Origin of the sequence: Mycobacterium sp. (assembly GCF_051006775.1) — a bacterium.
GTDB lineage: Bacteria > Actinomycetota > Actinomycetes > Mycobacteriales > Mycobacteriaceae > Mycobacterium.
This window is the reverse complement of record NZ_JBPCSX010000090.1, coordinates 1-23,004: the sequence shown is the minus strand read 5'-3', so window position 1 is coordinate 23,004 and position 23,004 is coordinate 1. Positions and strand designations below refer to the sequence as shown.

Sequence of the window (23,004 nt, the reverse complement as noted above, 5' to 3'; positions counted from 1 at the left end):
CCCGGCGAGTGTGAAGTTGTCGTCACGCTCGCTGCCCGTTGTGACGGCAACTTCACAGTCGGCGCGATTGGACCCACTCGGCGCTATTTGACGGTCGGCAGATCCGGGCTCGACACGTCGTAGACCCGTCCCGGCTGGGTCAGCAGGGCGGCAAGTTTCTCGGCCTTCTCCTCGGTGCGGTCGGTGGTCCCCCACACCACCGTCCGTCCGTCATTGAGGGTCAGCGTGATCGCGGCCACCGACGGTGCGGCGACGCGCCCCACCTGGGCCACCACTTCGGGGCGCAGCGCCGTCATGACCTCCAGGGCCGCCATGGTGGGCGGATCGGTGGGTCCCGGATGCTCGACCTCGATATAGGGCAGACCGGGCGGTGGCGGCGCGGTGGCGAAATCCACCCCGTCGCGGTCGTACAGGTGCGGGCCGTCCGGGAAGTCCTTGACCACCACGGGCACCCGTTCGGCGATGGTGATCCGCAGGGTCGATGGGTATTCGCGCTGCACGCGCGCACTCCCCACCCGCCGGATGCCGGCCACCCGGTCGGCGACGCCGTCGGTGTCGATCTGCAGCAGCGGCGTGCCGAGTTGCACCTTCGCGACGTCGACGACCTCCTCGCGGGTCACCGCGCCGGTTCCGACGACGACGATCGACCGCGCCGACATGACCGGGGTGAAGTACAGGACCAGGCCCAGCGCGACACTGGCCACCGCCAGCACGATCCCCCAGATCACCGACCTGAGTCCCCGGACGCTGCGCTCGGTCTTCGGTTGTTCACCGGTCTGGCCACGCACCCGGCGCTTGGCCTCGCGCCGGGCATCCTCGATGGCGATCGCGCGGCGCTGAACCTCCCGGCGTTCGGCCCGCTCCCGCCGGGCCCGGCGCCGCGGTCCCTCGAGATCATCAGCGGCCGGTTCGTCGGCCGGTTCGTCGGCAGGTTCTTCGGCGACGTCGTGCGCAGCCTCCGCAAGCTCGGTATCGGTATCGCGCTCAATGATCGGCGCCTCTTCCACCGGTTCGCCGGCTTCCGGGGTCGGCTGGTCGCCGCTCACCGGGGGTTCCTCGGTTCGGCGGCCGCGGCGCCGACCGCGGCGATGATCTCCGGGCCCAGCAGTGTCACATCGCCGGCACCCATGGTGACCACCACGTCGCCGGGGCGGGCCACCGCCGCCACCTGGCCGGCCACCGCAGAGAAATCCGGGACGTAGTGCACCGGAACACCAATGCGCTCGACGATCATCGCACCGCTGACTCCGGCCAGCGGCTGTTCGCGGGCGGCGTAGACGTCGAGCACGAAAACCTCGTCGGCCGCCTCGAGCGCCTTGGCGAATTCATGCGCGAAAGTCTTTGTGCGCGAATACAAGTGCGGCTGGAAGACGACGATGCTTCGCGCTCCGGTGACCGTCGCGTGCCCGGTGTGGTCCTGCCCGGCGACCGCGTGCAGTGCGGTCAGCGCGGCACGAACCTCGGTCGGGTGGTGGGCGTAGTCGTCGAACACCCGGATGCCGTTGGCCGTACCGATGAGTTCGAAACGTCGACGCACGCCCTCGAATCCGGCCAGGCTATCGAGCACCGCCTCGATCGGGGCGCCGGCTTCCACGGCGGCCACGACCGCGCCAAGGGCATTGAGCGCCATATGCCGGCCCGGCACCGATAGCCGCATCGCACGGGGTCGGGTCTCGCCGGTCAGCTGGATATGCGCCACCGCGCCGGTCCCCTGCTGTTCCCAGCTGATGAGTTCGGCGGCCAGATGTTCGGCGGGTGCACTGCCGTACCGCAACACCCGGATGCCAAGTGCCCCAATGCGATCCGCCAATGCCGCCGAACCAGGGTCATCGGCGCAGACCACCAGAGCTCCCCCGGGGGTAAGCCGCTCGAGAAATGCGTCGAACACCGCGGTGTAGGCCTCCGGGCTGCCGAAGAAATCCAGATGGTCGGCTTCGACATTGGTCACCACCACGATATCGGGGGTGTATTCCAACAGCGATCCGTCGCTCTCGTCGGCCTCGGCGACGAACACCTCACCACTGCCGTGATGGGCATTGGTGCCGGCCTGTCCGAGATCGCCGCCGACGGCGAAGGACGGGTCGAAACCGCAGTGCTGCAGAGCGACGATCAGCATCGAGGTGGTGGTGGTTTTACCGTGCGTACCGGTGACCATCACGGTGCGGTGACCGGCCATGAGTTTGGCCAGTACGGCGGGCCGCAGGATCACCGGGACCGAGCGACGGCGGGCTTCGACGAGTTCGGGGTTGGTCTTCGGGATCGCGGCGTGGGTGGTGATGACAGCGGTCGGCCCGCCGGGCAACAGGTCGAGGTTGGCCGCGTCATGGCCGATGCTGATCGTCGCTCCCCTGGCCCGCAGTGCGGCAACCCCGCGTGACTCCTTGGCGTCTGAACCCGATACCTGTCCTCCGCGGTCGAGCAGGATGCGCGCGATACCGGACATGCCGGCGCCGCCGATACCGACCATGTGCACCCGCGCCAGTTCCGGCGGCAGTGCCCGTGCCCCGCTCATCGAGACGCCCCCCGACCAGCGACGTCGAGGACGACCTGTGCGACCCGGCGGGCGGCGTCGCGATGGCCGACCTCAGCGGCTGCGGTGGTCATCGCGGCAAGTCGAGGTCCGTCGGTCAGCAACCGCACCACCTCGCCGGCGACGAAGTCGGGGGTCAGGTCGGCATCGTCGACGAGCAGTCCGCCGCCGGCATTGACCACCGGCAGGGCGTTGAGGCGTTGTTCGCCATTGCCGATGGGCAGCGGCACATAGACCGCCGGCAGTCCGACCGCCGAGACCTCGGCGACGGTCATCGCGCCGGACCGGCAGATGGCGAGGTCGGCGGCGGAGTATGCGAGGTCCATCCGACTCAGGTAGGGCACCGCGACATACGGCGGGTCGCCCGGGCCCGGGGCAGGCAGTTCCAGGGAGTTCTTCGGTCCGTGCGCATGCAGCACCGAGACGCCAGCGGCTGCCAGGTCGGCGGCCGCTGCCGACACTGCGCGATTGATCGAGGCCGCGCCCTGGGAGCCGCCGAAGACCAGCAGCACCCGGGCGTCGTCGGCGAACCCGAAGTGCACCCGCGCCTCGGCGCGCAGCGACATCCGGTCCAGTCCGGTGATCGAGGCCCGCAGCGGCATCCCGACCACCTCGGCGTCGCGCAGGCCGGAGTCGCCAACCGCGGCCAGCACCCGGCGCGCGGTGCGCGCGCCGAGCCGGTTGGCCAGCCCGGCGCGGGCGTTCGCCTCGTGCACCACCACCGGCACGCCTCTGCGGCGGGCGGCCAGGTACGCCGGCACCGCGACATAACCTCCAAAGCCGACTACGACGTCGGCGCCGACCTTGTCCAGCACCGCGGCGGTCTCCCGGATCGAACGGCGTACCCGCCACGGCAGCCGCAGCAGATCGGCGCTGAGTCTGCGCGGTAACGGCACCGGGGTGACGAGTTCGAGCTGGTAGCCGCGGTCGGGCACCAGGCTGGTCTCCAGTCCGCGAGCGGTGCCGAGTGCGGTGATGCGGATACCCGGGTGCAGCGCGGTCAGGGCGTCGGCCACCGCCATCGCCGGCTCGACGTGGCCGGCGGTGCCGCCGCCGGCGAGGACGACCGAAAGTGTGTCCAGGCGCGGCGTCCCCTGCTGTGTGCTGTCCCTATCGACGCGTCCCGATCCGCCGCCGACCCCAGAACTCACCCGTAACGCTGACCTTCCAATGAGCGGGAGCGCCGCGCGCGGCCGCTCCCGTGCTGCGCGTGGCCCTGCGCCGCGCCGGCACGCCTCTGCGAGGAGGTGCCTCCATGATGCCCTGCGGTCTCCGCCGATCGGCGTGGAGTCCCGGCTTTCGCGCGGGACCGCGCCGGTTCCGCTCCACCTCTCGTCGGCGACGCCGCCCGCTCCCGCGGCGGCTGCGCCCGGCGGGCGGGGCGCTTTTCGGGATTACGGGAGGGCCGGGCCCCTTTGGCGGGTTTGGCGCCCTGAGCCCGTGAGCGCAACCGGTCCCGCACCGCCTCGACCTTGCTGGGCAGATACGGCTCGGGCATCGGTAGCCGCATCAACCGGTTCACTTTGTCGTCGCGTCCGGCCCGCAGGGCGGACACCGCGTCCGGCTCGTGGCGGGCGGCATTGGCCATCAGGCCGACCATGAACAGTGTTGTCGCCGTTGATGTTCCGCCTGCCGAGATCAGCGGGAGCTGGATACCGGTCACCGGCAGTAGGCCGATGACATAGCCGACATTGATGAACACCTGACCGACCACCCAGACGGTCGCGGTGGCGGTCAGCAGCCGCAGGAACGGATCAGCCGAGCGTCGGGCGATCCGCATCCCGGTGTAGGCGAACATCCCGAAAAGCGCAAGCAGGCCGAACGCTCCGATGAAGCCGAGTTCCTCACCGACGATGGCGAAGATGAAATCGTTGTGCGCGTTGGGCAGGTAGTTCCACTTCGCGGTGCCCTGGCCCAGGCCGTCGCCGAAGACACCACCGTTGGCCAGCGCGTACTTGGCCTGGCGGGCCTGATATCCCGATCCCTGGGCGTCGGCGGAGGGATCCAGCCAGGATTTCACCCGGTCGGAGCGGTAGCCCGCGGTCAGTGCCAGGACTGCGGCCGCAGCGATGGCCGCTCCCAGCGAGCTGAGGAAAACCTTCAGCGGAAGACCGGCGAACCAGAGCAGCGCCAGCAGGATGATGCCCAGCGAGACTGCGTTGCCGAGGTCGGGCTGGATGACGATCAACCCCAGCACCAGCACGGCCGCAGGGATCAGCGGGATCAGCATCTCCTGTAATGAGGCGCGCTCCATCCGGCGGGCGGCCAGCAGATGCGCGCCCCAGACCGCGAAGGCGATCTTGGCCAGTTCGGCGGGCTGCATGGAGAAGCCGCCGAGGACGAACCAGCCGCGTGTTCCGTTGGCAATGTGGCCGATGCCGGGGATCAGCACCAGCACCAGCATCACAATGGTGCTGGCGAAGGCCGTGAACGCAACGCGGCGCATGAACCGCACCGGTAGCCGGATCGCGACCCAGAATCCGAACAACCCGACCAGGGTCCACATCACCTGGCGGCCGAAGATCGCCCACGGGCTGCCGTCTTCGTCGTAAGAGTGCACACCGGAGGCCGACAGCACCATGATCAGGCCCAGCGTGGTGAGCAGTGCGGCCACCGAGATGATCAGGTGGAACGACGTCAGCGGCCGCGACAGCCACGCGCCGAACCTGTTCTGCGGATCGAACCGAGGCGTTTTGGCCGGATCGGCGCCGGGATCGGCGAGCCCCCACCACTGGCGGAACCGGGCCATCAACCCGGACATCTACCGGCCCGCGTCGCGGACCGCGGCCGCGAAGGCCTCGCCACGGTCGGCATAGCCGGCGAACTGGTCGAACGAGGCTCCGGCCGGGGCCAGCAGCACAGTGTCGCCGGTGCGCGCGAGGCTGGCGGCGGCGGCGACGGCCGCGGCCATCACCTGCCGTCCGAGGCCTGGCCCGGATGCATCCACCATCTGAGCCCCAGCAGTAACACCCGCCTCGCTAGTCTCATCCATCCCAGCATCCTCACCCGTCACGACCTCGATGACCGGCACATCAGGCGCGTGTCGCGATAACGCCTTGGCAAAGGCGGCGCGGTCGCGGCCGATCAGCACCACCCCGGCCAGCCGGTCTGCCACGCGGATGACGGTGTCCTCCACCGAGGCGCCCTTGAGCAGCCCGCCCGCCACCCACACCACCGTGGGATAAGCCAGGATCGACGCCTGCGCGGCGTGCGGGTTGGTGGCCTTGGAGTCATCTACATAGCGCACACCATCGATGTCCCCCACCACTTCGGCGCGGTGCCGGCCGACCCGGAACGCGGCCAGGGCCGACGCGATGGCCCCGGCGGGCACGCCCACCGCCCGGGCCAGGGCCGCGGCGGCCAGCGCATCGAGCACTCCCACCGGCCCGGCAACGGGTATCGAGGCGACCGGGGCCAGCACCAGATCCTCGGCGAAAGCGCGGTCCACCAGATGGCCGTCGCGGACGCCGAGTTCGCCTGGCCCGGGCTCGCCGAGCCGGAATCCGGTCTTGACCGCCGCGCCGGCGGCGGGCAGCAGGGCGGCAGCGGCCGGGTCGTCGAGACCCACCACGGCCACCCGGCCGTCCAGGGCGCGGGCCTTGGCCGCGACATAGGCGTCGAAGCCGCCATGCCAGTCCAGGTGATCCTCGGCGATGTTGAGCACCACACCGGCCTCCGGACGCAGCGAGGGCGCCCAGAACAGCTGAAAGCTGGACACCTCCACGGCAAGCAGATCCGCCGGCGCCGGCAGCACGTCGAGGACGGGGTCGCCGATATTGCCGCACAGCACCGCCCGCCCGCCGCCGGCGGTGAGCATGTCGTAGAGCATCGAAGTGGTGGTCGTCTTGCCGTTGGTTCCGGTGACCACCAGCCAGCGCCGCGGCGGACCGTAGTGCCCGGCGCTGTCGAGGCGCCAGGCCAGTTCGACGTCGCCCCAGATCGGCACGCCCGCCGACGCCGCGGCCGCCAGGACCGGAGCGGTCGGCGGAAATCCGGGGCTGGTCACCACCAGGTCGAAGGTGCCGGCCGTGGCGATCGCCTCGGCACCGGTGATGGTGCCGACGCCGTCGGCGGCCAGCCCTGCCAAAGCCTCGGCCCGGTCGTCACAGACCCACAGTGCGACGTCCCAGGATTTCAGCGCGGCGACCACGGCGCGGCCGGTGATACCGGCGCCCGTCACCAGGATCCGCGCGCCGGACGCCAGGGGCGAGAGGTCAGCGGTCGGCGGTGTCGTCACGATGTCCGTCGCCGATGGCCTCAATCACCGATGGCCTCAATCACCGATGGCACCGAGCCACTCGCTGTAGAACAGCGAGACGCCCAATCCGCAGGCGATCGCGGTAAGCAGCCAGAACCGGATGATCACCGTGGTCTCGGCCCAGCCGACGAGTTCGAAATGGTGATGGAACGGCGCCATCCGGAACACCCGCCGGCCGGTGGACCGGAAAGCGATGATCTGCACCACCACCGAGGTGACCTCGGCGACGAACAGTGCGCCCAGCACGACGGCAAGCACCTCGGTGCGGCTGGTGATCGACAGGCCGGCGATGACGCCGCCGAGTGCCAGCGATCCGGTGTCACCCATGAATATCTTGGCCGGGGCGGCGTTCCACCAGAGAAACCCGATACATGCCCCGGCGGTGGCGGCGGCGATGATCGCCAGATCCAGCGGGTCACGAACGTTGTAGCAACCCAGGCCCGGCGCGGTGGCGCAGGCATTGCGGAACTGCCAGAACGTGATCAGAACGTAGGCGGCGCTGACCATCGCCATACTGCCGGCGGCCAGACCGTCGAGTCCGTCGGTGAAGTTCACCGCGTTACCCCAGGCGTTGACCACCACGACGACGAAGAGCACGAACAGCGCCGGCGGCAGCGCCACGGTGGCGATCTCGCGAACGTAGGACAGTTGCGGGCTGCCCGGAGTCAGACCGTCCGGGTTGCGGAACTGCAGCACCAGCACGCCGAACACCACCGCGGCCGCGATCTGGCCGAGGGTTTTCGCCGTCTTGTTGAGTCCCAGATTGCGCGCCTGGCGAATCTTGATCAGATCGTCGGCGAAGCCCACCGCACCCAGGGCGGAGGCCAGTCCCAGTACCAGCAGGCCCGACGCCGACGGACCGTCGCCGCCGAAGACCATGCTCAGGACGTGGGTGCCGAAGTAGCCGGCCCAGATCCCGGCGAGGATGGCCACCCCACCCATCGAGGGGGTGCCGCGCTTGGTCTTGTGACTGGGCGGGCCGTCGGCGCGGATCTCCTGACCGAAGCCCTGCCTGGTGAACAGCCTGATCAGGCTGGGAGTCAACAGGATCGAGACGGCCAGCGACAGACCGACGGCGATCAGGATCAGTCTCATCGGCCGCCCGCCTGGATCAGCAGCGCCTCGGCGAGGGCGCCGAGGCCGGCCGCGTTCGATGCCTTGACCAGGACGACGTCACCGGGTGAGAGTTCAGCCCGCAACAGCTCCAGTGCGGCATCGGCGTCGGGGACCATGACAGCCTCCGACCCCCAGGATCCCTCCATCACCGCGCCCTGGTGCATGGCGCTCATAGGCCTCCCAGTTCCGACGACGACGAGCCGACTGATATCTAAGCGCACCGCCAGCCTTCCGATGCGGTCGTGTTCGGTTATCGAGTCCTCGCCGAGCTCGCCCATCTCGCCGAGCACCGCCCAACTGCGTCGGCCGTTCGGCTTCGCCATCACGGCCAGCGCCTGCAGCCCGGCTCGCATCGAATCGGGGTTGGCGTTGTAGGCGTCGTTGACCACCGTCACTCCGTCGGCCCTTTCGTGGACCTCCATCCGGTGCCGGGATGCCGGTGTCGCGGCGGCCAGCGCTGCGGCCACCTGCTCGAGTGTCGCCCCGCACTCCAGAGCCACGGCCGCCGCGCTCAGTGCGTTGCCGACCTGATGTTCGCCGTGCACCGCAAGGGCAACCCGAACCCGGCCGGCGGCGGTGACCAGCGTGAACCGAGCCCGGGCCAGGTTGTCGAGGGTGATGTCGTCGGCCCGGATCTGGGCCGACGCTGACCGCCCCACGCTGACCACGCGGGCCGAGGTCCTGGCCGCCATTGCGGCGACCAACGGATCATCGGCGTTGAGGATCACCACACCGGAGGCCGGAACCGCCTCCGCCAGTTCACCTTTGGTCGCCGCGATGATCTCGCGGGAGCCGAACTCGCCCAGGTGCGCGGTGCCGACGTTGAGCACGGTCGCGATTGCCGGGGTGGCGATGGCGGCCAGTGCGGCGATGTTTCCGGGGTGGCGGGCCGACATCTCCAGCACCAGGTAATCGGTCGCCTCGGTGGCACGCAGCACCGTCCAGGGGTGGCCCAGTTCGTTGTTGAACGATCCGGGCGGTGCCACCACGTCACCCAGCGGACGCAGCACCGAGGCGATCAGATCCTTGGTGGACGTCTTACCCGATGAACCGGTGATCCCGATGATCGTCAGCCCGCGCGCCACCAGTTCGGCCGCCACCGCGGCCGCGAGTTTGGCAAGGGCGGCCAGCACGGCCGCTCCCGATCCGTCGGTGTCGTGCTCGAGCACACCGGCGTGCGCGTCTGGGCCCCCGTCCGACGTCGACACCGGTGGCACCACGATCGCCGGGACACCGACCGGGCGGGCGGCCAGCACCGCTGCCGCCCCCGCGCCCACCGCGGCCGCCGCGAAATCGTGGCCGTCGGTGCGGGCTCCGCGCAGAGCCAGGAACAACCCGCCCGGTGTCACCGCCCGGGAATCGAACTCGACGGTTCCGGTGATGTGCAATTCGCCCGCCTGCTGCGGTGTGATCCCATCAAGCCGGCCGCCGACGATCTCGGCGATCCGGGCCACGGTCAGGTCGATCACGAACGGCCTCCTGACTGGTCGAGGACCTCGTGGATGGCGCGCTCGAGTTGCTCGCGGTCGTCGAACGGCCGCGTCACCCCCGCCGCGGTCTGTCCCCGCTCATGGCCCTTTCCGGCGATGACCACCACGTCACCGCGGCGCGCCCAGCCGACGGCGTGCCGGATCGCCGCCCCCCGGTCACCGATCTCGACGACCTCGAGTTCCCGGTCAGCCCCCCGCACCCCGGCCATGATCGCCGCGCGGATCGCACCCGGGTTCTCGTCGCGGGGGTTGTCATCGGTGACCACCACCAGATCGGCGAACTCGGCGGCGACCGCACCCATCGGCTCCCGCTTGCCCGCATCGCGGTTGCCGCCCGCGCCGAACACCACCGCCAGCCGACCACCGGGTCGGCCGGAAATCTCTGGGCGGAGCGTCTCCAGTACCGCGCGCAGCGCACCGGGTTTGTGCGCGTAGTCGACCACAGCAAGAAAATCCTGGCCCCGGTCGACCACCTCCAGTCGACCCGGCACCGCAGCACTCCGCAGGCCCGGCGACGCCTGCTCCGGTGATATGCCGACCGCATCGAGTAGCGCCAGCGCCAGCAGCGCGTTGGCGACGTTGTAGCGGCCGGGCAGCGGTATGCGCAGCCGGTGATGGACACCGGCCGGGTCGACGGCGGTGAACTCCTGCGCGCCGGAATCAAGAGCGACGACGTCCTCGGCGCGCCAGTCCGCCGGATGACCTTCGGCGCTGACCGTGATCACCTGCTGCGGGCGCCGGGCCATCGCACGGCCGGCTTCGTCGTCTACGCACACCACAGCCATCTGGGCGTGCTGCGGTGAAGCCGGATCGAAGAGCCTGGCCTTGGCCTCGAAGTAGGCCTCCATGGTCGGATGGAAGTCCAGGTGGTCCCGGGAGAGATTGGTGAAACCGCCTGCCGCGAAACGGATTCCATCCACCCGGCCGAGTTCGAGCGCGTGACTGGACACCTCCATCACCGCGGTATCGACACCATCCTCGGCCATCACGGCCAGCAGTGCCTGCAGCGCCGGCGCCTCCGGGGTGGTCAGCGCACTGGGCACATCGGATCCCGCGATCCGGACACCGACGGTGCCGATCAATCCGGGGGTGCGTCCGGCGGCCCGCAGCCCGGCCTCGATGAGATGGGCGGTGGTGGTCTTACCCGAGGTGCCGGTCACGCCCACAACGACGACCCGATCCGAGGGGTGGCCGTAGACATCGGCGGCAACCGCCCCGAGCACCGACCGCGGCGCGGGATGCACCAGCACCGGCAGCGGCGCCGGATCCGACAGCGAGCGCCTGATCACCGCGGCGCCGGCGGCGTCGGTCAGCACCGCCACCGCGCCCGCCTCGATCGCCGCGGGGGTGAACTCGGCGCCATGCGTGGTTGCTCCCGGGAGGGCGGCGAACAGGTCCCCGGGAGCGGCATCTTGGGCCCGCAGGGTGACGCCGGTGATACGCAGGCTCGGAAGATTCTTCGGATCGGCGGCGACGGCACCGACCCGGGCGGCCAGGGTGGCCAGCGACAGACCGGGGGTGGCGCGGGGGCGCAGCACACTGGTCACCGACGTCACCCTACCGAGCACGCAGCCGGTAACCGGTCAGGCCGCCCGCAGCGTCAGCGGGGGTCCCGGATCAGGTGAGAGCGGCACGTTCTCCCGCTGCAGCAGCCAGCCGGCGATGTTGTGGAACAGCGGCGCCGCGGAATGGCCTGGCGTGCCGTCGGCATTGCGCTGCGGGTTGTCCATCATGATTCCGACGACGTAGCGGGGATCGTTGACCGGCGCCATTCCGGCGAAGGTGATCCAGTAGACGTCGTCGTAGTAGCAACCGCACCCCGGGTTGATCTGCTGGGCGGTCCCGGTCTTGCCGGCGACCTGGTAGCCGTCCACCGCAGCGGCCGGTCCGGTGCCCTGTTGAACACCGGTCGGATCTCGCTGGACGACGGCGCGAAGCATATTGCGCACCGTGCGCGCGGTCTCAGGGGTGACCACCCGGATGCCGTTGGGCTGCTTCTCCTCCACGCGGGTGCCGTCGGCGGCGATGGTCGCCTTGACGATTCGCGGCGGAAGCCGGAGACCGTCGTTCGCGATAGCCTGATACATGCCGGCCATCTGCAGCAGGGTCATCGAAAGACCCTGCCCGATGGGAAGATTGGAGAACGTGCTCCCCGACCACTGATCGATCGGCGGCACGATCCCCGCGCTCTCCCCCGGCAGGCCCACGCCGGTGCGCTGGCCCAGGCCGAACTTGCCGAGCATGTCGTAGAACCGCTCCGGGCCGACCCGCTGAGCCAGCATCAGGGTGCCGACGTTGGAGGATTTCCCGAACACGCCTGTGGTGGTGTACGGCTCCACGCCATGACCCCAGGCGTCGCGGACGTTGACTCCGCCCATGTTGATCGAGCCGGGAACCTGTAGTACCTCGTCGGGGTTGGAGAGGCCGAACTCGATGGCCGAGGAGGCGGTGACGATCTTGTTCACCGATCCCGGTTCGAACGGTGAGGAGACCGGCAGATTGCCGATCTGCCGGTTGCTTTGACGGCCGATGTCCTGGCTCGGATCGAAGGTGTTGTCATTGGCCATCGCCAGCACCTCGCCGGTCTTGGCGTCGAGCACGACTGCCGAGACGTTGCGGGCGCCGGAGACGTCCTTGGCCTGCTGCACCTGCTGCTGGACGTAGAACTGGATGTCGTCGTCGATGGTGAGCTGGACCGTCGAGCCGTTGACCGCCTCGTGCTGGTTGCGGTAGCTGCCGGGGATCACCACACCGTCGGAACCGCGGTCGTAGGTGATCGACCCGTCGCTGCCGGCCAGCGCGGAGTCCATCGAGTCCTCGAGACCGAGCAGCCCGTGGCCGTCCCAGTCGATACCGCCGACGACGTTGGCCGCCAGCGATCCGCCGGGATATTGCCGCAGGTCCTGACGTTCTGCGCCGACCTCGGGGAACTTCTTGGTGATCGCGGTGGCGATCCCGGGATCGACGGCTCGGGCCAGGTAGACGAAGGTCTCGTTGCTGCGCAGCTTCTTGAGCAACGTCGCGGCGTCCGGGGTGCTGCCGAGTCGGGTCGAGACGGCCTTGGCGATCTCGACCAGCCGCTGGTCGGGATCGGGCGCGTCCGAGGACTTCTGCTTGGCCTCGGTCAATTGCTTGCGGATCTTGGCGGGCTGGAAGGTCAGCGCCCGGGCCTCGGTGGTGTAGGCCAACTTGTCGAAATTGCGGTCGACGATGCTGCCCCGCACCGCCTTCTCGACATCGGTGACCTTGAGCTGACCGGCGGCTTGCGCACGCAGGCCGGCCGCCTGCGGGACCTGAAGGCTGAACAATTGTGCGGCGGCAAGGATGAGAGCGAGCACCATCACAGCGCCACCGATGCGGTAGCGGTAGACGAATGCAGCTGTGCCCGAGTCTGTTTCAGTCGCCGTACGGGTGCGACGCGTGTTGGCCACCCGGCCTCGCCCGGCAGTCACCGGCTCAGCGGTCGATTGAAGCTTGGTGGCCCGGGCCCGCCGGTTGGCGGATGGGCGCGATCCTGGTCTGGCGGCACGACTCACTGCGGCGGCACCCCGGCGGCAAGCACGGGCGGCGCGACAACAGGAACCACAGGGGCCACATCCGGCACAGCCGCAACTGTAGGTGCGGCAGGAGCCACCAGCGCGGGAAGCGCCGTCACCAGCGTGTCGGCGCCCGGCATCGGCAGTGGCACCAGCTGAAGACCCGGCGGCTGAGATACCGGCGACTGAGATACCGGCGACTGTGCTCCCGGGGACTGTGCGACGCGCACCGGCACCTCGGCGCCGGACGCTCCGGGCAGAGCGGACGCGCCGACCCGCCTGGGCACCTCGACCGCTGACCCTGGCTTCGGCGCCGGCGCAGCCGGGGGTGCCGGGGGCGGCGGCGGCATCTCAACGGGCAGCTTGGTGTTCAGCGGCGGCGGCGGCGCGCCTTCGGCGGGCTTGGGTTTGCCGACCACGATCCAGTTGCCGGTCGGATCCTGGATCAGGTGGGCGGTGTCCTTCGACGGGATCATCCCGAGGTCGCGGGCCGCGTCGGCCAGCGCTGGTGCGGACTGCGCCTCCAGAACGTCATTCTCGAGGGCTTCCTTCTGCTGCATCAGTGCGTCGTTGAGGGCACGCGCGCTACCCAGTTGGTAGGACCGCTGCGCGGACGCGGTGGACAGCCAGAGCGTGATTGCCAACCCCATCCCCAGTGCGCCGATGATCAACACCACGAACGGAACCCGAGCAAGCAGCACCTGCGGACGCAGGTCCGCCCCCTCCAGTCTGGTGAGTAACTTCTCGCGGAGCCGATCCCGCAGTGGCGGGCGAACTACTTTGGGGGCCTTGGCCTTCCGGGCCTTGGATCGCGCTTTGGCCTGCGTGGTGGTTTTCGGCCGGGCTGGACGCTCGGCGGGACGAGCGGCCGGAGCCGTCTGCGGACCCTGTCGCACGCCACGCGGTTCCTGCGGCCGCGTACGGGTGCCGGCCCGCTGACGGCTACCGCGGGCGGGCCCTTCAGGTGCTCGGCGCTGACGGGCCGGCGCCTCGGCTCCGCGACGACGGGGCGATCGCGCCCCCCGCGCCGTGACGTAGTCATCACCACCGACGTGAGCGGCTGACTTACGGCCGAGGTTCATCAGCTGTCCTCTCCATGGACCCGTTCGATGGCTCGCAACCGAACCGGTGCGCTGCGTGGATTGCGGTCGATCTCGTCGGCATCTGCCCGCTCCGCGCCGCGGGTGAGCGCAACGAACTCGGGTCCGTAGCCGGGGAGTTCCACCGGCAGCCCTTCGGGCGAGCGTGATGCGGTGGCCGCCGCGAAAGCCGTCTTGACGATCCGGTCCTCAAGTGACTGGTAGGCCATCACGACGATCCGGCCACCCGGGCGCAACGCGGCAAGCGCCGCCGGTACTGCCACTGTCAGCGAGTCCAGTTCGGCGTTGACGGCGATCCGCAGCGCCTGGAACGTCCGCTTCGCCGGGTGCCCACCGGTGCGGCGCGCCGGTACCGGGATCGCGTCGTAGATGATCTCGACAAGTTCGGAGGTCCGGGTCAACGGTGTCCGCGCCCGGCGCTCGATGATGAACCCGGCGATTCGGGAGGCGAACTTCTCCTCGCCGAACCTGCGCAGGATGTCGGTCAGCGCCTTCCGGTCGTAGGTGTTGAGAATCTGCGCGGCGGTCAGGGTGGCCTCGGCGTCCATCCGCATGTCCAGCGGGGCATCGTGGGCGTAGGAGAAACCCCGCTCCGGACGATCCAGCTGCATCGAGGAGACCCCGAGGTCGAACAGTAGACCGTCAACGGAATCCGTTGCAGCAAGTCCACTTTCGTTCAACGCAGCGGCGATCCCGTCATAGCGGGTCCGGACCAGTTGCACGCGGTCGCCGAACCGTTCGAGACGGCGACCGGCGATCGCGAGCGCGTCGGCGTCACGATCCAGCCCGATCAGCCGCAGCCCGGGGAATTCGGTCAGGAAGCGCTCGGCATGACCGCCGGCGCCGAGGGTGCCGTCGAGCAGAACCGCTCCGGATCCGTCGGCGGCCCGCCGGGTCAGTGCCGGAGCGAGGAGTTGCACACAACGTTCGAGCAGAACCGGGACGTGACCGTGATCTGGGGCGTCCACAACCGCACCTCCGGGTCCCTGTGGTGCCGCCTCCGGTGCATCGAGGTCCCTGTCCGATACGAACCTGGCGTCGGGGAAGTACGCCAGGGTCGGTTCGGGCAGAGGCCACGCTGCACGGGAGCGCGGTTTCACCGCCAGCTCAGATGATGTCGCTGAGTGCTTCATCGCTGGCCGCGGAGAAGTTCTCTTCGTGGGTCTGCTGATAGTCCTGCCAGGCCTGGGAGTCCCAGATCTCCAGGAAGTCCACCGCTCCGATCACCACGCAATCCTTGGAGAGGTTGGCGTACCGGCGATGGTCGGCGGACAGTGTGATCCGGCCCTGGGAATCCGGGTGCTGCTCATCGGTGCCGGCCGCCAGATTGCGCAGGAAGGCGCGGGCTTCCGGATTGCTCCGGGAGGTCTGAGCGGCGCGGCGGGCCAACTGCTCGAACTCGTTGCGCGGATACACCGCCAGGCTGTGGTCCTGGCTCTTGGTGACCATCAACCCCCCCGCCAGCGCGTCGCGGAATTTCGCGGGCAACGTCAGTCGCCCCTTGTCGTCCAGCCTGGGCGTGTAGGTGCCGAGGAACATGTCGGCACCTCCCTCACTCCGGAGCGGCGGGCGTCGCTCCAACAGGCGCCACGATACCCCACATCGCCCCACTTTGCTCCACCTTGAGGCCGCAAAACGCCCGATTTCCGCACTTTGAGAGCCTCAGCACGGATCGGTCCCCCACCCGCAGAGTCCGGGATCAGGAAAAACACCAGCTGAAGTCACTAATCGGTCACAGTTGGATAGCCCTCAGCTGCGGTGGGGCCCGGTGGGGAGAGCCGTGCGGGCAAAAAAACGGGACACCCGGTGGGCTGTCCCGTGGGTGGAGATTGTGGCGTTATTCGTCGAAACGACGCCGGAAGCGATCCTCCATGCGAGTGCTGAACGATCCGCCCGCGGACCCGCTTCGGCGTGGCCGACTGCGGCCGGGAGCCTCTTTGCCCGCACGCTCACCCGTTGCCGGCGGACCGCTGACGGCGAAGACGACGCCCGCGAACATGACCACGAAGCCCAGCACCGACAGCGCCGGGAAGCCGCCGATCATGGTCGCCTTGAACGCAACTCCGGCGACCAGCAGTGCCAGACCCAGCGCGAACAGCCCGACACCCTGTAGTCGCCTGCGGGTCGACGCGGTCCGGAGGTGTCCGCCACGCACGCTCGACGCGAACTTGGGGTCCTCGGCGTAGAGAGCGCTCTCGATCTGATCGAGCATCCGCTGCTCATGATCGGAGAGTGGCATTCTTCCCTCCTTGCCGGTGCGGTCGTGATGAACGGGTCAGTGGCCGTCCGGCATACATACCGGACGGATCACCCAAATGATACGAGCTGGCGGGGCCTGTGACCACCCGGTTCGACCACTGGTTTTCCTCGGGAGCGGCTCCGGACGGGGCGGCGGCGGACCCGGCACCATAATGGCGGGTACCCGCGATTGAGTGCGATTCAGACGGCGAAGGGGGCGGCAGGGGCGTTGGCCACCTTTCTGATCGACCTGTCGCCCCAGGACATGCGACGGCGCCTCAAAGAGGCCCTGACGGTCTACGTCGACGCAATGCGGTATCCACGGGGCACTGAGGAACAGCGGGCTGGGATGTGGCTTGAGCACGCTGAACGGCCTGGTTGGCGCGCTGTCGCGGCCGTCGAGTCCAACAGCGCCGCGAGCTGGCCGAGTGAGCGGGAATTGGCCGACGCCCCGCTGCTGGGGGTGGCCTACGGATACTGCGGCGCCCCCGACCACTGGTGGCAGCAGCAGGTGGTGCGCGGTTTGCATCGGGTCGGGGTGCCGCCCGCCGAGATCGCCCGGCTGATGAGCGACTACTTCGAACTCACCGAACTGCACATCCACCCCAGCGCCCAGGGCCGCGGGCTCGGCGAGGCCGTGGCCCGACGGCTGCTGACCGATCGCGCCGAGGCCAATGTGCTGCTGTCGACGCCGGAGATCAGCGACGAGGGCAACCGAGCCTGGCGGCTGTACCGCCGGCTGGGCTTCACCGACGTCATCCGCGGCTATCACTTCGCCGGAGACCCTCGGGCGTTCGCCATCCTGGGTCGAAGACTCCCGCTCTAGCGCGGTTCTGGCACGATACCCATCGTGCGATACCTGCGGCAGCGCCTGCGCCGACCGGCAGCAGCCCTGCTACTGCTGTTGGTGGTGCCACTGGCGGCCGGCTGCCTGCGGGTGCACACCTCGATCACGGTCTCCGACAACGATCGGGTTTCCGGTGAGATCACCGCGACCGTCAAGGCGCGTGACGACAAAGATCAGGGACCGCAGTTCGACGAGAACATGCCGTTCAGCCAGAAGGTCTCGGTGTCGCCGTACACCGGCGACGGCTACGTCGGTTCACAGGCGAGTTTCTCCGACCTCACTTTTGCCGAATTACCACAGCTGGCAGGCCTCAGTAACGACGCCAACGGTGTCGACATCTCCCTGCGCCGGGCCGGAAACCTGGTGATCCTGGAGGGTCGGGTCGACCTGACCAACGTGAGCGATCCCGATGCCGATGTGAGTTTGAGTGCGTCGTTCCCTGGCGAGGTGACGTCAACCAATGGCGACCGCATCGACACGAATTCCGTTGTGTGGAAGCTCAAACCGGGAACGGTGAGCACCATGAGCGCACAGGCGCGCTACACCGACCCGAGCACCCGATCATTCACCAACGCGGCAATCTGGCTCTTCGTCGCCGCGTTACTGGCCGCGGGTCTGATCGGCTACCTCGCCTGGCGAGACCGGGATATGTCCCCACGTCCGGCCGCCGCCGGTGATGACTGGGACCTCCAAGACTTTCCGAACCGCTGAGATGACGCCGACTGTGAAAGGGGGCCCGCGCTGAGTATCGATGCAGCAGCGCCCAGCGCTGCCGAACTCGCCGGCGCCGTCACCGATCAGCTGCGGGGCTACCTCGCACAACGTCGGGCCGAATCGGCCTACATCGGTGAGGACTACGACGGACTGATCGCCGCGCTCGAGGAGTTCGTGCTGCGCGGCGGCAAGCGGCTGCGCCCGCTCTTCGCCTACTGGGGATACCGCGCTGTCACCCCCGGGCCCGGGGACCCGGTGACCGACGAGGCCCTACGACTGTTCGGTGCATTGGAGATGCTGCACGCCTGCGCCCTGGTGCATGACGATGTCATCGACGACTCGGCCACCCGCCGGGGCATGCCGACCGTCCACGTGCACTTCACCGGCCTCCATCGCGACCGCGGTTGGCACGGGTCGGCCGAACAGTTCGGCCGCTCGGCGGCGATTCTGCTCGGGGATCTGTCCCTGGTGTGGGCTGATGACATCGTCGCCGCGGCGGATCTGCCGGCCGACGGCCGGCGCCGCGTACAGCAGGTCTGGTCCGATATCCGCACCGAGGTTCTCGGTGGCCAGTACCTCGACATCGTGGCCGAGGCCAGCGGGGCGGAGTCCATCGCCTCGGCGATGAACGTCAACACCTACAAGACCGCGTCCTACACGGTGTCGCGCCCGCTGCAGCTCGGCGCCGCCGCCGCCGCGGACCGACCCGAGGTGCAGGCGGCCTTCTACGAGTTGGGCACCGACCTGGGCGTGGCCTTCCAGTTGCGCGACGACGTCCTGGGCGTGTTCGGTGACCCCGCGGTCACCGGCAAGCCCTCCGGTGACGATCTACGTTCCGGTAAGCGCACGGTGTTGCTGGCCGAAGCGGTCGACCGGGCCGAGCGCACCGACCCCGCGGCGGCGCGGTTGCTGCGCTCGTCGATCGGCACCGATCTCAGCGATGCGCAGGTGCGCGAATTGTGTTCTGCCATAGAGTCAGTCGGTGCGCTGGCCGCGGTGGAGGACCACATCGACACCTTGACCCGGCGCGCTCTGACCGCGCTGGAGCAGGCTCCGATCAATGCGCCGGCCAAAGCGGGTCTCACCGAGCTGGCCGGGCTGTCCGCCAACAGGTCCGCGTAACCCCGGGCCCGATGTCCGTCCCGACACCAGTGCGCGAACCGCCGTCCGCGATGTCGCGGCTGGTGGCCTTCACCCGTACCGATGACGGCCGGCCCGCGCTGCTGGGCTTCGCCGGCGCGGCATTGATCGCCATCGGCGGACTGGGCGCCGGGAGCACCCGCCAGCACGACCCTCTCCTGGAGGCTGCGCACCTGTCCTGGCTCCGGTTCGGTCATGGCCTGGTGGTCTCCTCGCTGCTGCTGTGGTCCGGGGTGGCGATGATGCTGTTCGCCTGGCTGTGGCTGGGACGACGGGTGGTCGGGCCCGAGCGCGTCAGCGAATACACGATGATCGCCACGACCGGGTTCTGGCTGATGCCGCTCCTGCTCAGCGTGCCGCTTTTCAGCCGGGACACCTACTCATATCTGGCGCAGGGCGCGCTGCTGCGGGACGGCTTTGACCCCTACATCGTCGCGCCGATCGAGAACCCGAACTCCCTGCTGGACAACGTCAGTCCGATCTGGACAACAACGACTGCCCCCTACGGCCCGGCCTTCATCCTGGTCGCCAAGTTCGTCACGCTCATCGTCGGTGACCACGTCATCGCCGGCACCATGCTGCTACGACTGTGCATGCTTCCCGGCTTGGCCCTACTGATCTGGGCAGCGCCGCGGGTGGCCCGCCATATCGGCGCCGACGGCGCGGTGGCGCTGTGGATATGCGTGCTCAACCCGTTGGTCATCGTCCACCTGATGGGCGGCGTACACAACGAGATGCTGATGGTCGGCCTGATGATGGCCGGCATCGCGCTGACGTTCTCACGCCATCACTTGTTCGGTGTCGCCCTGATCGCGGTGGCGGTAGCCGTGAAGGCGACCGCCGTGCTGGCACTGCCCTTCATGGTCTGGGTGTGGATGCGACATCTGCCCGGCCGCAGGGTCCGGGCATTCCTGATCGCGTCGGCCACATCGGTGGCGATCTTCGTGGCGGTGTTCGCGGTGCTCTCCTGGCTGGCCGGCGTCGGACTGGGCTGGCTCACGGCTCTGGCCGGTTCGGTGAAGATCATCAACTGGCTGACAGTCCCCACCGCGCTGGCGAATCTCGCCAACGCGATCGGCGGGCTGTTCATGCCGGTCAACTTCTACGCCATCCTGGAGTTCACCCGCATCGCCGGGATCGTCGTGATACTGGTGGCACTCCCCCTGCTGTGGTGGAGGTTTCGGCATACCGACCGAGAGGCGCTGACCGGGATCGCATGGGCGATGGCAGTGGTGGTGCTGTTCGTCCCGGCGGCACTGCCCTGGTACTACACCTGGCCGCTGGCGGTGATCTCGGCGGTTGCCCAGTCGCGGGCCGCGATCGCGCTGATCGCCGGATTCTCGACCTGGATCATGGTGATCTTCAAGCCGGACGGCTCACACGGCATGTACTCGTGGCTGCACGTGGCGTTGGCCACCGCCTGCGCGGTGGCGGCGTGGAACTCACTGCGCCGCGCTCCCAACACGCCGCAGGCCTGATCAGTACGCCATTGCCTGCGCGCGGCGCAACACCTCGCGAGCCTGATGAGCGTGCAGAGCGTCAGCCGGCCGAGCGTTGGGGATCTGTTCGCGCACACCGTCGCGGGTCACGGTCAGCGACGGGTCGGCGGTGAACAGCCAGCGCAGGATCTCGGTGTCCCGGTAGCCGCCGTCGCGCAGCACCGCGAGCAAGCCGGGTAGCGACTTGACGACTTCCGCCCGGCCCGGCGTGGTCGGGGTGAAGAAGATCTGCGGAATCACCGGGACGCCGTCGCGCCGGACCGCAACCAGCTGCCCCTGGCGCAGGTGCTGGTGCACCTTGGTGACCGGTATCCGCAACAGCTCCGCCACCACGGGCAGGTCATAGACCGGCTCGCCTGCGTCCAGAACGTCATCACCGGCGGGAATGCTGCTCACGTCGCCCAGTGTAGAACCGCGGTGCGGGCGGGAACGGCGCTTAGGATGTGGCGGTGACGTCGGACCCGCTCGTCGGCACCCTGCTCGACGGTAGGTATCGCGTCGAGATTCCGATCGCCACCGGTGGGATGTCCACGGTCTACCGGGGGCTCGACGTGCGTCTGGACCGCCCGGTGGCGCTGAAGGTGATGGATGCCCGGTATGCCGGTGACCAGCAGTTCCTGGCCCGTTTCCATCGGGAGGCCCGCGCGGTCGCACGGCTGAAGGACCCTGGCCTGGTCGCCATCTACGACCAGGGAAACGACGCCGCACATCCGTTCCTGGTGATGGAGCTCATCGAAGGCGGCACCCTGCGGGAACTACTACGGGAGCGCGGCCCGATGCCACCGCATGCCATGGTGGCGGTGCTGCGTCCGGTGCTCAGCGGACTGGGCGTCGCGCATCGGGCGGGCCTGGTGCACCGAGACGTCAAGCCCGAGAACGTGCTGATCTCCGACGACGGCGAGGTGAAACTGGTCGACTTCGGTCTGGTCCGCGCGATCGCCGAGGCCGGCATCACCTCCACCAGCGTGATCCTGGGCACTGCGGCTTACCTGTCGCCGGAGCAGGTGACCGGGACCGAGACCGGTCCGCGCAGCGACGTCTACTCAGCAGGCATCATGGCGTTCGAATTGCTCACCGGCACAGTGCCTTTCAAGGGCGACAGCTCGCTCCTGGTGGCGCATCAGCGGCTGGACCGCGATGTTCCCCCGCCCAGCTCGCTGATCGAGGGCATACCCGGGGAGCTCGATGAGTTCATCGGCCGGGCCACCCGGCGCGGGCCTGATGAACGGTTCGCGGACGCCTCCGAAATGGGGGCCGCACTGTCGGTGATCGCCGACGAGTTGGCACTGCCGCCGTTCCGGGTGCCCGCACCGCGCAACTCCGCGCAGCACGCCGCCGCGACCGTGAATCTCCGTCAGCGCACCGAGCAGGTGGCCGCTCCGGGCCGGACTCCCGCTGCGCCGTACCCCACCCGTCAGTTCACCCCGATCCCCGAGCCTGAGTTCGATGCTGATGACGAGATGGTCTCGGCACCAATGCAATTCGCCGGAATCGATATCGACGAGTTCGCCCGGGCGCGCCAGCAGTCTCGGCGTGCGGTGGTGTTCTGGGTGGTGAGCGTCCTGGTGCTGACCGGCCTGGCGGCCGTCGCCGGCGCGACGATCGGGCTGAACCTCGAAGGCCTCATCAGCCGCTGACCACGACTTTCAGTCGCGCAGCATCTCCGCGACCAAGAAAGCCAATTCGAGGCTCTGCTGAGTATTGAGCCGCGGATCGCAGGCGGTCTCGTAGCGACCGGCCAGATCGGTGTCGGAGATGTCCTGTGCGCCACCGAGACACTCGGTGACGTTCTCCCCGGTGAGTTCGATGTGGATGCCGCCGGGGTGGGTGCCCAACGCACGGTGCACCTCGAAGAAGCCCTGAACCTCGTCGACCACACGGTCGAAGTGCCGGGTCTTGTACCCGGTCGAGGACTCGTGGGTGTTGCCGTGCATCGGATCGCACTGCCAGATCACCTGATGTCCGGTGGCCTGCACCTTCTCGATGATCGGCGGAAGCAGATCGCGGACCTTGTGGTTGCCCATCCGGCTGACCAGGGTCAGCCGTCCCGGCTTGTTGTCCGGGTCGAGCCGCTCGACGTACTCGACGGCTTGCTCAGGAGTGGTCGTCGGGCCGATCTTGACCCCGATCGGGTTGGCGACCACCTCGGCGAAGGCGATGTGGGCGCCGTCGAGTTGGCGGGTGCGCTCGCCGATCCAGATGTAGTGCGCCGACAGGTCATAGAGCCGCGGCTCGCCGGACTCGTCGGAGAGCCGAAGCATGGCCCGCTCGTAGTCGAGCACCAGAGCTTCGTGGCTGGCGTAGATGTCGGCGGTGTCGAGGTTGCGGTCGTTGACTCCGCAGGCCGCCATGAACCGCATACCGCGGTCGATCTCGGCGGCCAGCGTTTCGTACCGCGCACCGGCCGGCGAGGTGCGGACGAACTCCCGGTTCCAGTCGTGCACCAGGTGCAGCGAGGCCAGACCCGACGAGGTCAGGGCGCGCACCAGATTCATCGCCGCGCTGGCGTTGGCATACGCCCGCACCAGCCGGGACG

The 23,004-nt window shown here is 68.9% G+C and carries 20 protein-coding genes; 5 read left to right on the top strand and 15 right to left on the bottom strand.

All coding sequences use genetic code 11. The annotated features are described in order from the left end of the window. Positions 1 to 83: 83 nt before the first annotated feature. The 13 genes from ACR2JI_RS06650 to ACR2JI_RS06590 all read right to left on the bottom strand — a co-directional run bounded on the left by ACR2JI_RS06650 (position 84) and on the right by ACR2JI_RS06590 (position 16,269). Positions 84 to 1,046 (bottom strand): cell division protein FtsQ/DivIB, encoded by a 963-nt coding sequence (locus ACR2JI_RS06650; RefSeq protein WP_526389280.1) that lies wholly within the window; start codon positions 1,044 to 1,046, stop codon positions 84 to 86. Next, positions 1,043 to 2,512 (bottom strand): UDP-N-acetylmuramate--L-alanine ligase, encoded by a 1,470-nt coding sequence (murC, locus tag ACR2JI_RS06645; protein ID WP_526389278.1) that lies wholly within the window; start codon positions 2,510 to 2,512, stop codon positions 1,043 to 1,045. Before murC ends, ACR2JI_RS06650 begins: the two co-directional genes overlap by 4 nt. After that, entirely contained in the window at positions 2,509 to 3,612 is a 1,104-nt protein-coding gene (murG, locus tag ACR2JI_RS06640; RefSeq protein ID WP_526389309.1) for an undecaprenyldiphospho-muramoylpentapeptide beta-N-acetylglucosaminyltransferase, read from the bottom strand. The genes murC and murG overlap by 4 nt, the downstream gene beginning before the upstream one ends. 65 nt (positions 3,613 to 3,677) lie before the next feature. Continuing rightward, entirely contained in the window at positions 3,678 to 5,291 is a 1,614-nt protein-coding gene (gene ftsW, locus ACR2JI_RS06635; RefSeq protein ID WP_526389276.1) for a putative lipid II flippase FtsW, read from the bottom strand. After that, on the bottom strand, positions 5,292 to 6,767 hold the full coding sequence (gene murD / locus ACR2JI_RS06630; RefSeq protein WP_526389274.1) for a UDP-N-acetylmuramoyl-L-alanine--D-glutamate ligase: 1,476 nt from the start codon (positions 6,765 to 6,767) through the stop codon (positions 5,292 to 5,294). A 36-nt stretch (positions 6,768 to 6,803) separates the two neighbouring features. Next, positions 6,804 to 7,883 carry a phospho-N-acetylmuramoyl-pentapeptide-transferase gene (mraY, locus tag ACR2JI_RS06625; RefSeq protein WP_526389272.1) on the bottom strand — a complete coding sequence of 360 codons (1,080 nt, stop codon included), beginning with the start codon at positions 7,881 to 7,883 and terminating at the stop codon, positions 6,804 to 6,806. Further along, positions 7,880 to 9,373 (bottom strand): UDP-N-acetylmuramoyl-tripeptide--D-alanyl-D-alanine ligase, encoded by a 1,494-nt coding sequence (locus ACR2JI_RS06620; protein WP_526389270.1) that lies wholly within the window; start codon positions 9,371 to 9,373, stop codon positions 7,880 to 7,882. Before ACR2JI_RS06620 ends, mraY begins: the two co-directional genes overlap by 4 nt. After that, positions 9,370 to 10,950, bottom strand: coding sequence for a UDP-N-acetylmuramoyl-L-alanyl-D-glutamate--2,6-diaminopimelate ligase (locus tag ACR2JI_RS06615; RefSeq protein WP_526389268.1), 1,581 nt, complete (start codon positions 10,948 to 10,950; stop codon positions 9,370 to 9,372). Before ACR2JI_RS06615 ends, ACR2JI_RS06620 begins: the two co-directional genes overlap by 4 nt. Before the next feature lie 27 nt (positions 10,951 to 10,977). After that, complete coding sequence (locus tag ACR2JI_RS06610) at positions 10,978 to 12,846, bottom strand: peptidoglycan D,D-transpeptidase FtsI family protein (RefSeq protein ID WP_526389266.1); 1,869 nt, start codon at positions 12,844 to 12,846, stop codon at positions 10,978 to 10,980. Between the two features lie 80 nt (positions 12,847 to 12,926). Next, positions 12,927 to 14,012 carry a cell division protein FtsL gene (gene ftsL / locus ACR2JI_RS06605; RefSeq protein WP_526389264.1) on the bottom strand — a complete coding sequence of 362 codons (1,086 nt, stop codon included), beginning with the start codon at positions 14,010 to 14,012 and terminating at the stop codon, positions 12,927 to 12,929. Beyond that, on the bottom strand, positions 14,012 to 15,163 hold the full coding sequence (gene rsmH / locus ACR2JI_RS06600) for a 16S rRNA (cytosine(1402)-N(4))-methyltransferase RsmH (protein WP_526389262.1): 1,152 nt from the start codon (positions 15,161 to 15,163) through the stop codon (positions 14,012 to 14,014). The genes ftsL and rsmH overlap by 1 nt, the downstream gene beginning before the upstream one ends. Next, entirely contained in the window at positions 15,138 to 15,569 is a 432-nt protein-coding gene (mraZ, locus tag ACR2JI_RS06595; protein WP_526389260.1) for a division/cell wall cluster transcriptional repressor MraZ, read from the bottom strand. Before mraZ ends, rsmH begins: the two co-directional genes overlap by 26 nt. A gap of 298 nt (positions 15,570 to 15,867) precedes the next feature. Beyond that, a complete protein-coding gene (locus ACR2JI_RS06590; protein ID WP_526389258.1) occupies positions 15,868 to 16,269 on the bottom strand; it encodes an SCO2097 family morphological protein in 402 nt (133 codons plus the stop codon). A gap of 228 nt (positions 16,270 to 16,497) precedes the next feature. On the opposite strand from ACR2JI_RS06590, the gene ACR2JI_RS06585 reads away from it, so the two are divergent. Genes ACR2JI_RS06585 through ACR2JI_RS06570 form a run of 4 tightly spaced genes read left to right on the top strand, consistent with a single transcriptional unit; the run spans position 16,498 to position 20,447 of the window. Further along, positions 16,498 to 17,094, top strand: a complete 597-nt coding sequence (locus tag ACR2JI_RS06585) for a GNAT family N-acetyltransferase (protein ID WP_526389256.1) — start codon at positions 16,498 to 16,500, stop codon at positions 17,092 to 17,094. 21 nt (positions 17,095 to 17,115) lie between these two features. Further along, positions 17,116 to 17,826, top strand: a complete 711-nt coding sequence (locus ACR2JI_RS06580) for an LppM family (lipo)protein (protein WP_526389308.1) — start codon at positions 17,116 to 17,118, stop codon at positions 17,824 to 17,826. Positions 17,827 to 17,862: 36 nt separating this feature from the next. Beyond that, entirely contained in the window at positions 17,863 to 18,951 is a 1,089-nt protein-coding gene (idsA2, locus tag ACR2JI_RS06575; protein ID WP_526389307.1) for a bifunctional (2E,6E)-farnesyl/geranyl diphosphate synthase, read from the top strand. Between the two features lie 11 nt (positions 18,952 to 18,962). Next, positions 18,963 to 20,447, top strand: coding sequence for an alpha-(1->6)-mannopyranosyltransferase A (locus tag ACR2JI_RS06570; protein WP_526389254.1), 1,485 nt, complete (start codon positions 18,963 to 18,965; stop codon positions 20,445 to 20,447). Here the strand turns inward: ACR2JI_RS06570 and ACR2JI_RS06565 are convergent, their stop codons facing one another. Continuing rightward, positions 20,448 to 20,864, bottom strand: coding sequence for an Rv2175c family DNA-binding protein (locus ACR2JI_RS06565; RefSeq protein ID WP_526389252.1), 417 nt, complete (start codon positions 20,862 to 20,864; stop codon positions 20,448 to 20,450). 47 nt (positions 20,865 to 20,911) lie between these two features. Between ACR2JI_RS06565 and ACR2JI_RS06560 the strand changes: the two genes are divergently transcribed. Continuing rightward, the gene (locus ACR2JI_RS06560) at positions 20,912 to 22,105 is read left to right on the top strand and encodes a protein kinase domain-containing protein (protein WP_526389250.1); all 1,194 of its coding nucleotides are present in this window, start codon (positions 20,912 to 20,914) and stop codon (positions 22,103 to 22,105) included. Positions 22,106 to 22,114: 9 nt separating this feature from the next. On the opposite strand, the gene ACR2JI_RS06555 is transcribed toward ACR2JI_RS06560, so the two are convergent. Next, the coding region (locus ACR2JI_RS06555; RefSeq protein WP_526389248.1) for a 3-deoxy-7-phosphoheptulonate synthase at positions 22,115 to 23,004 on the bottom strand (890 nt) is incomplete at its 5' end.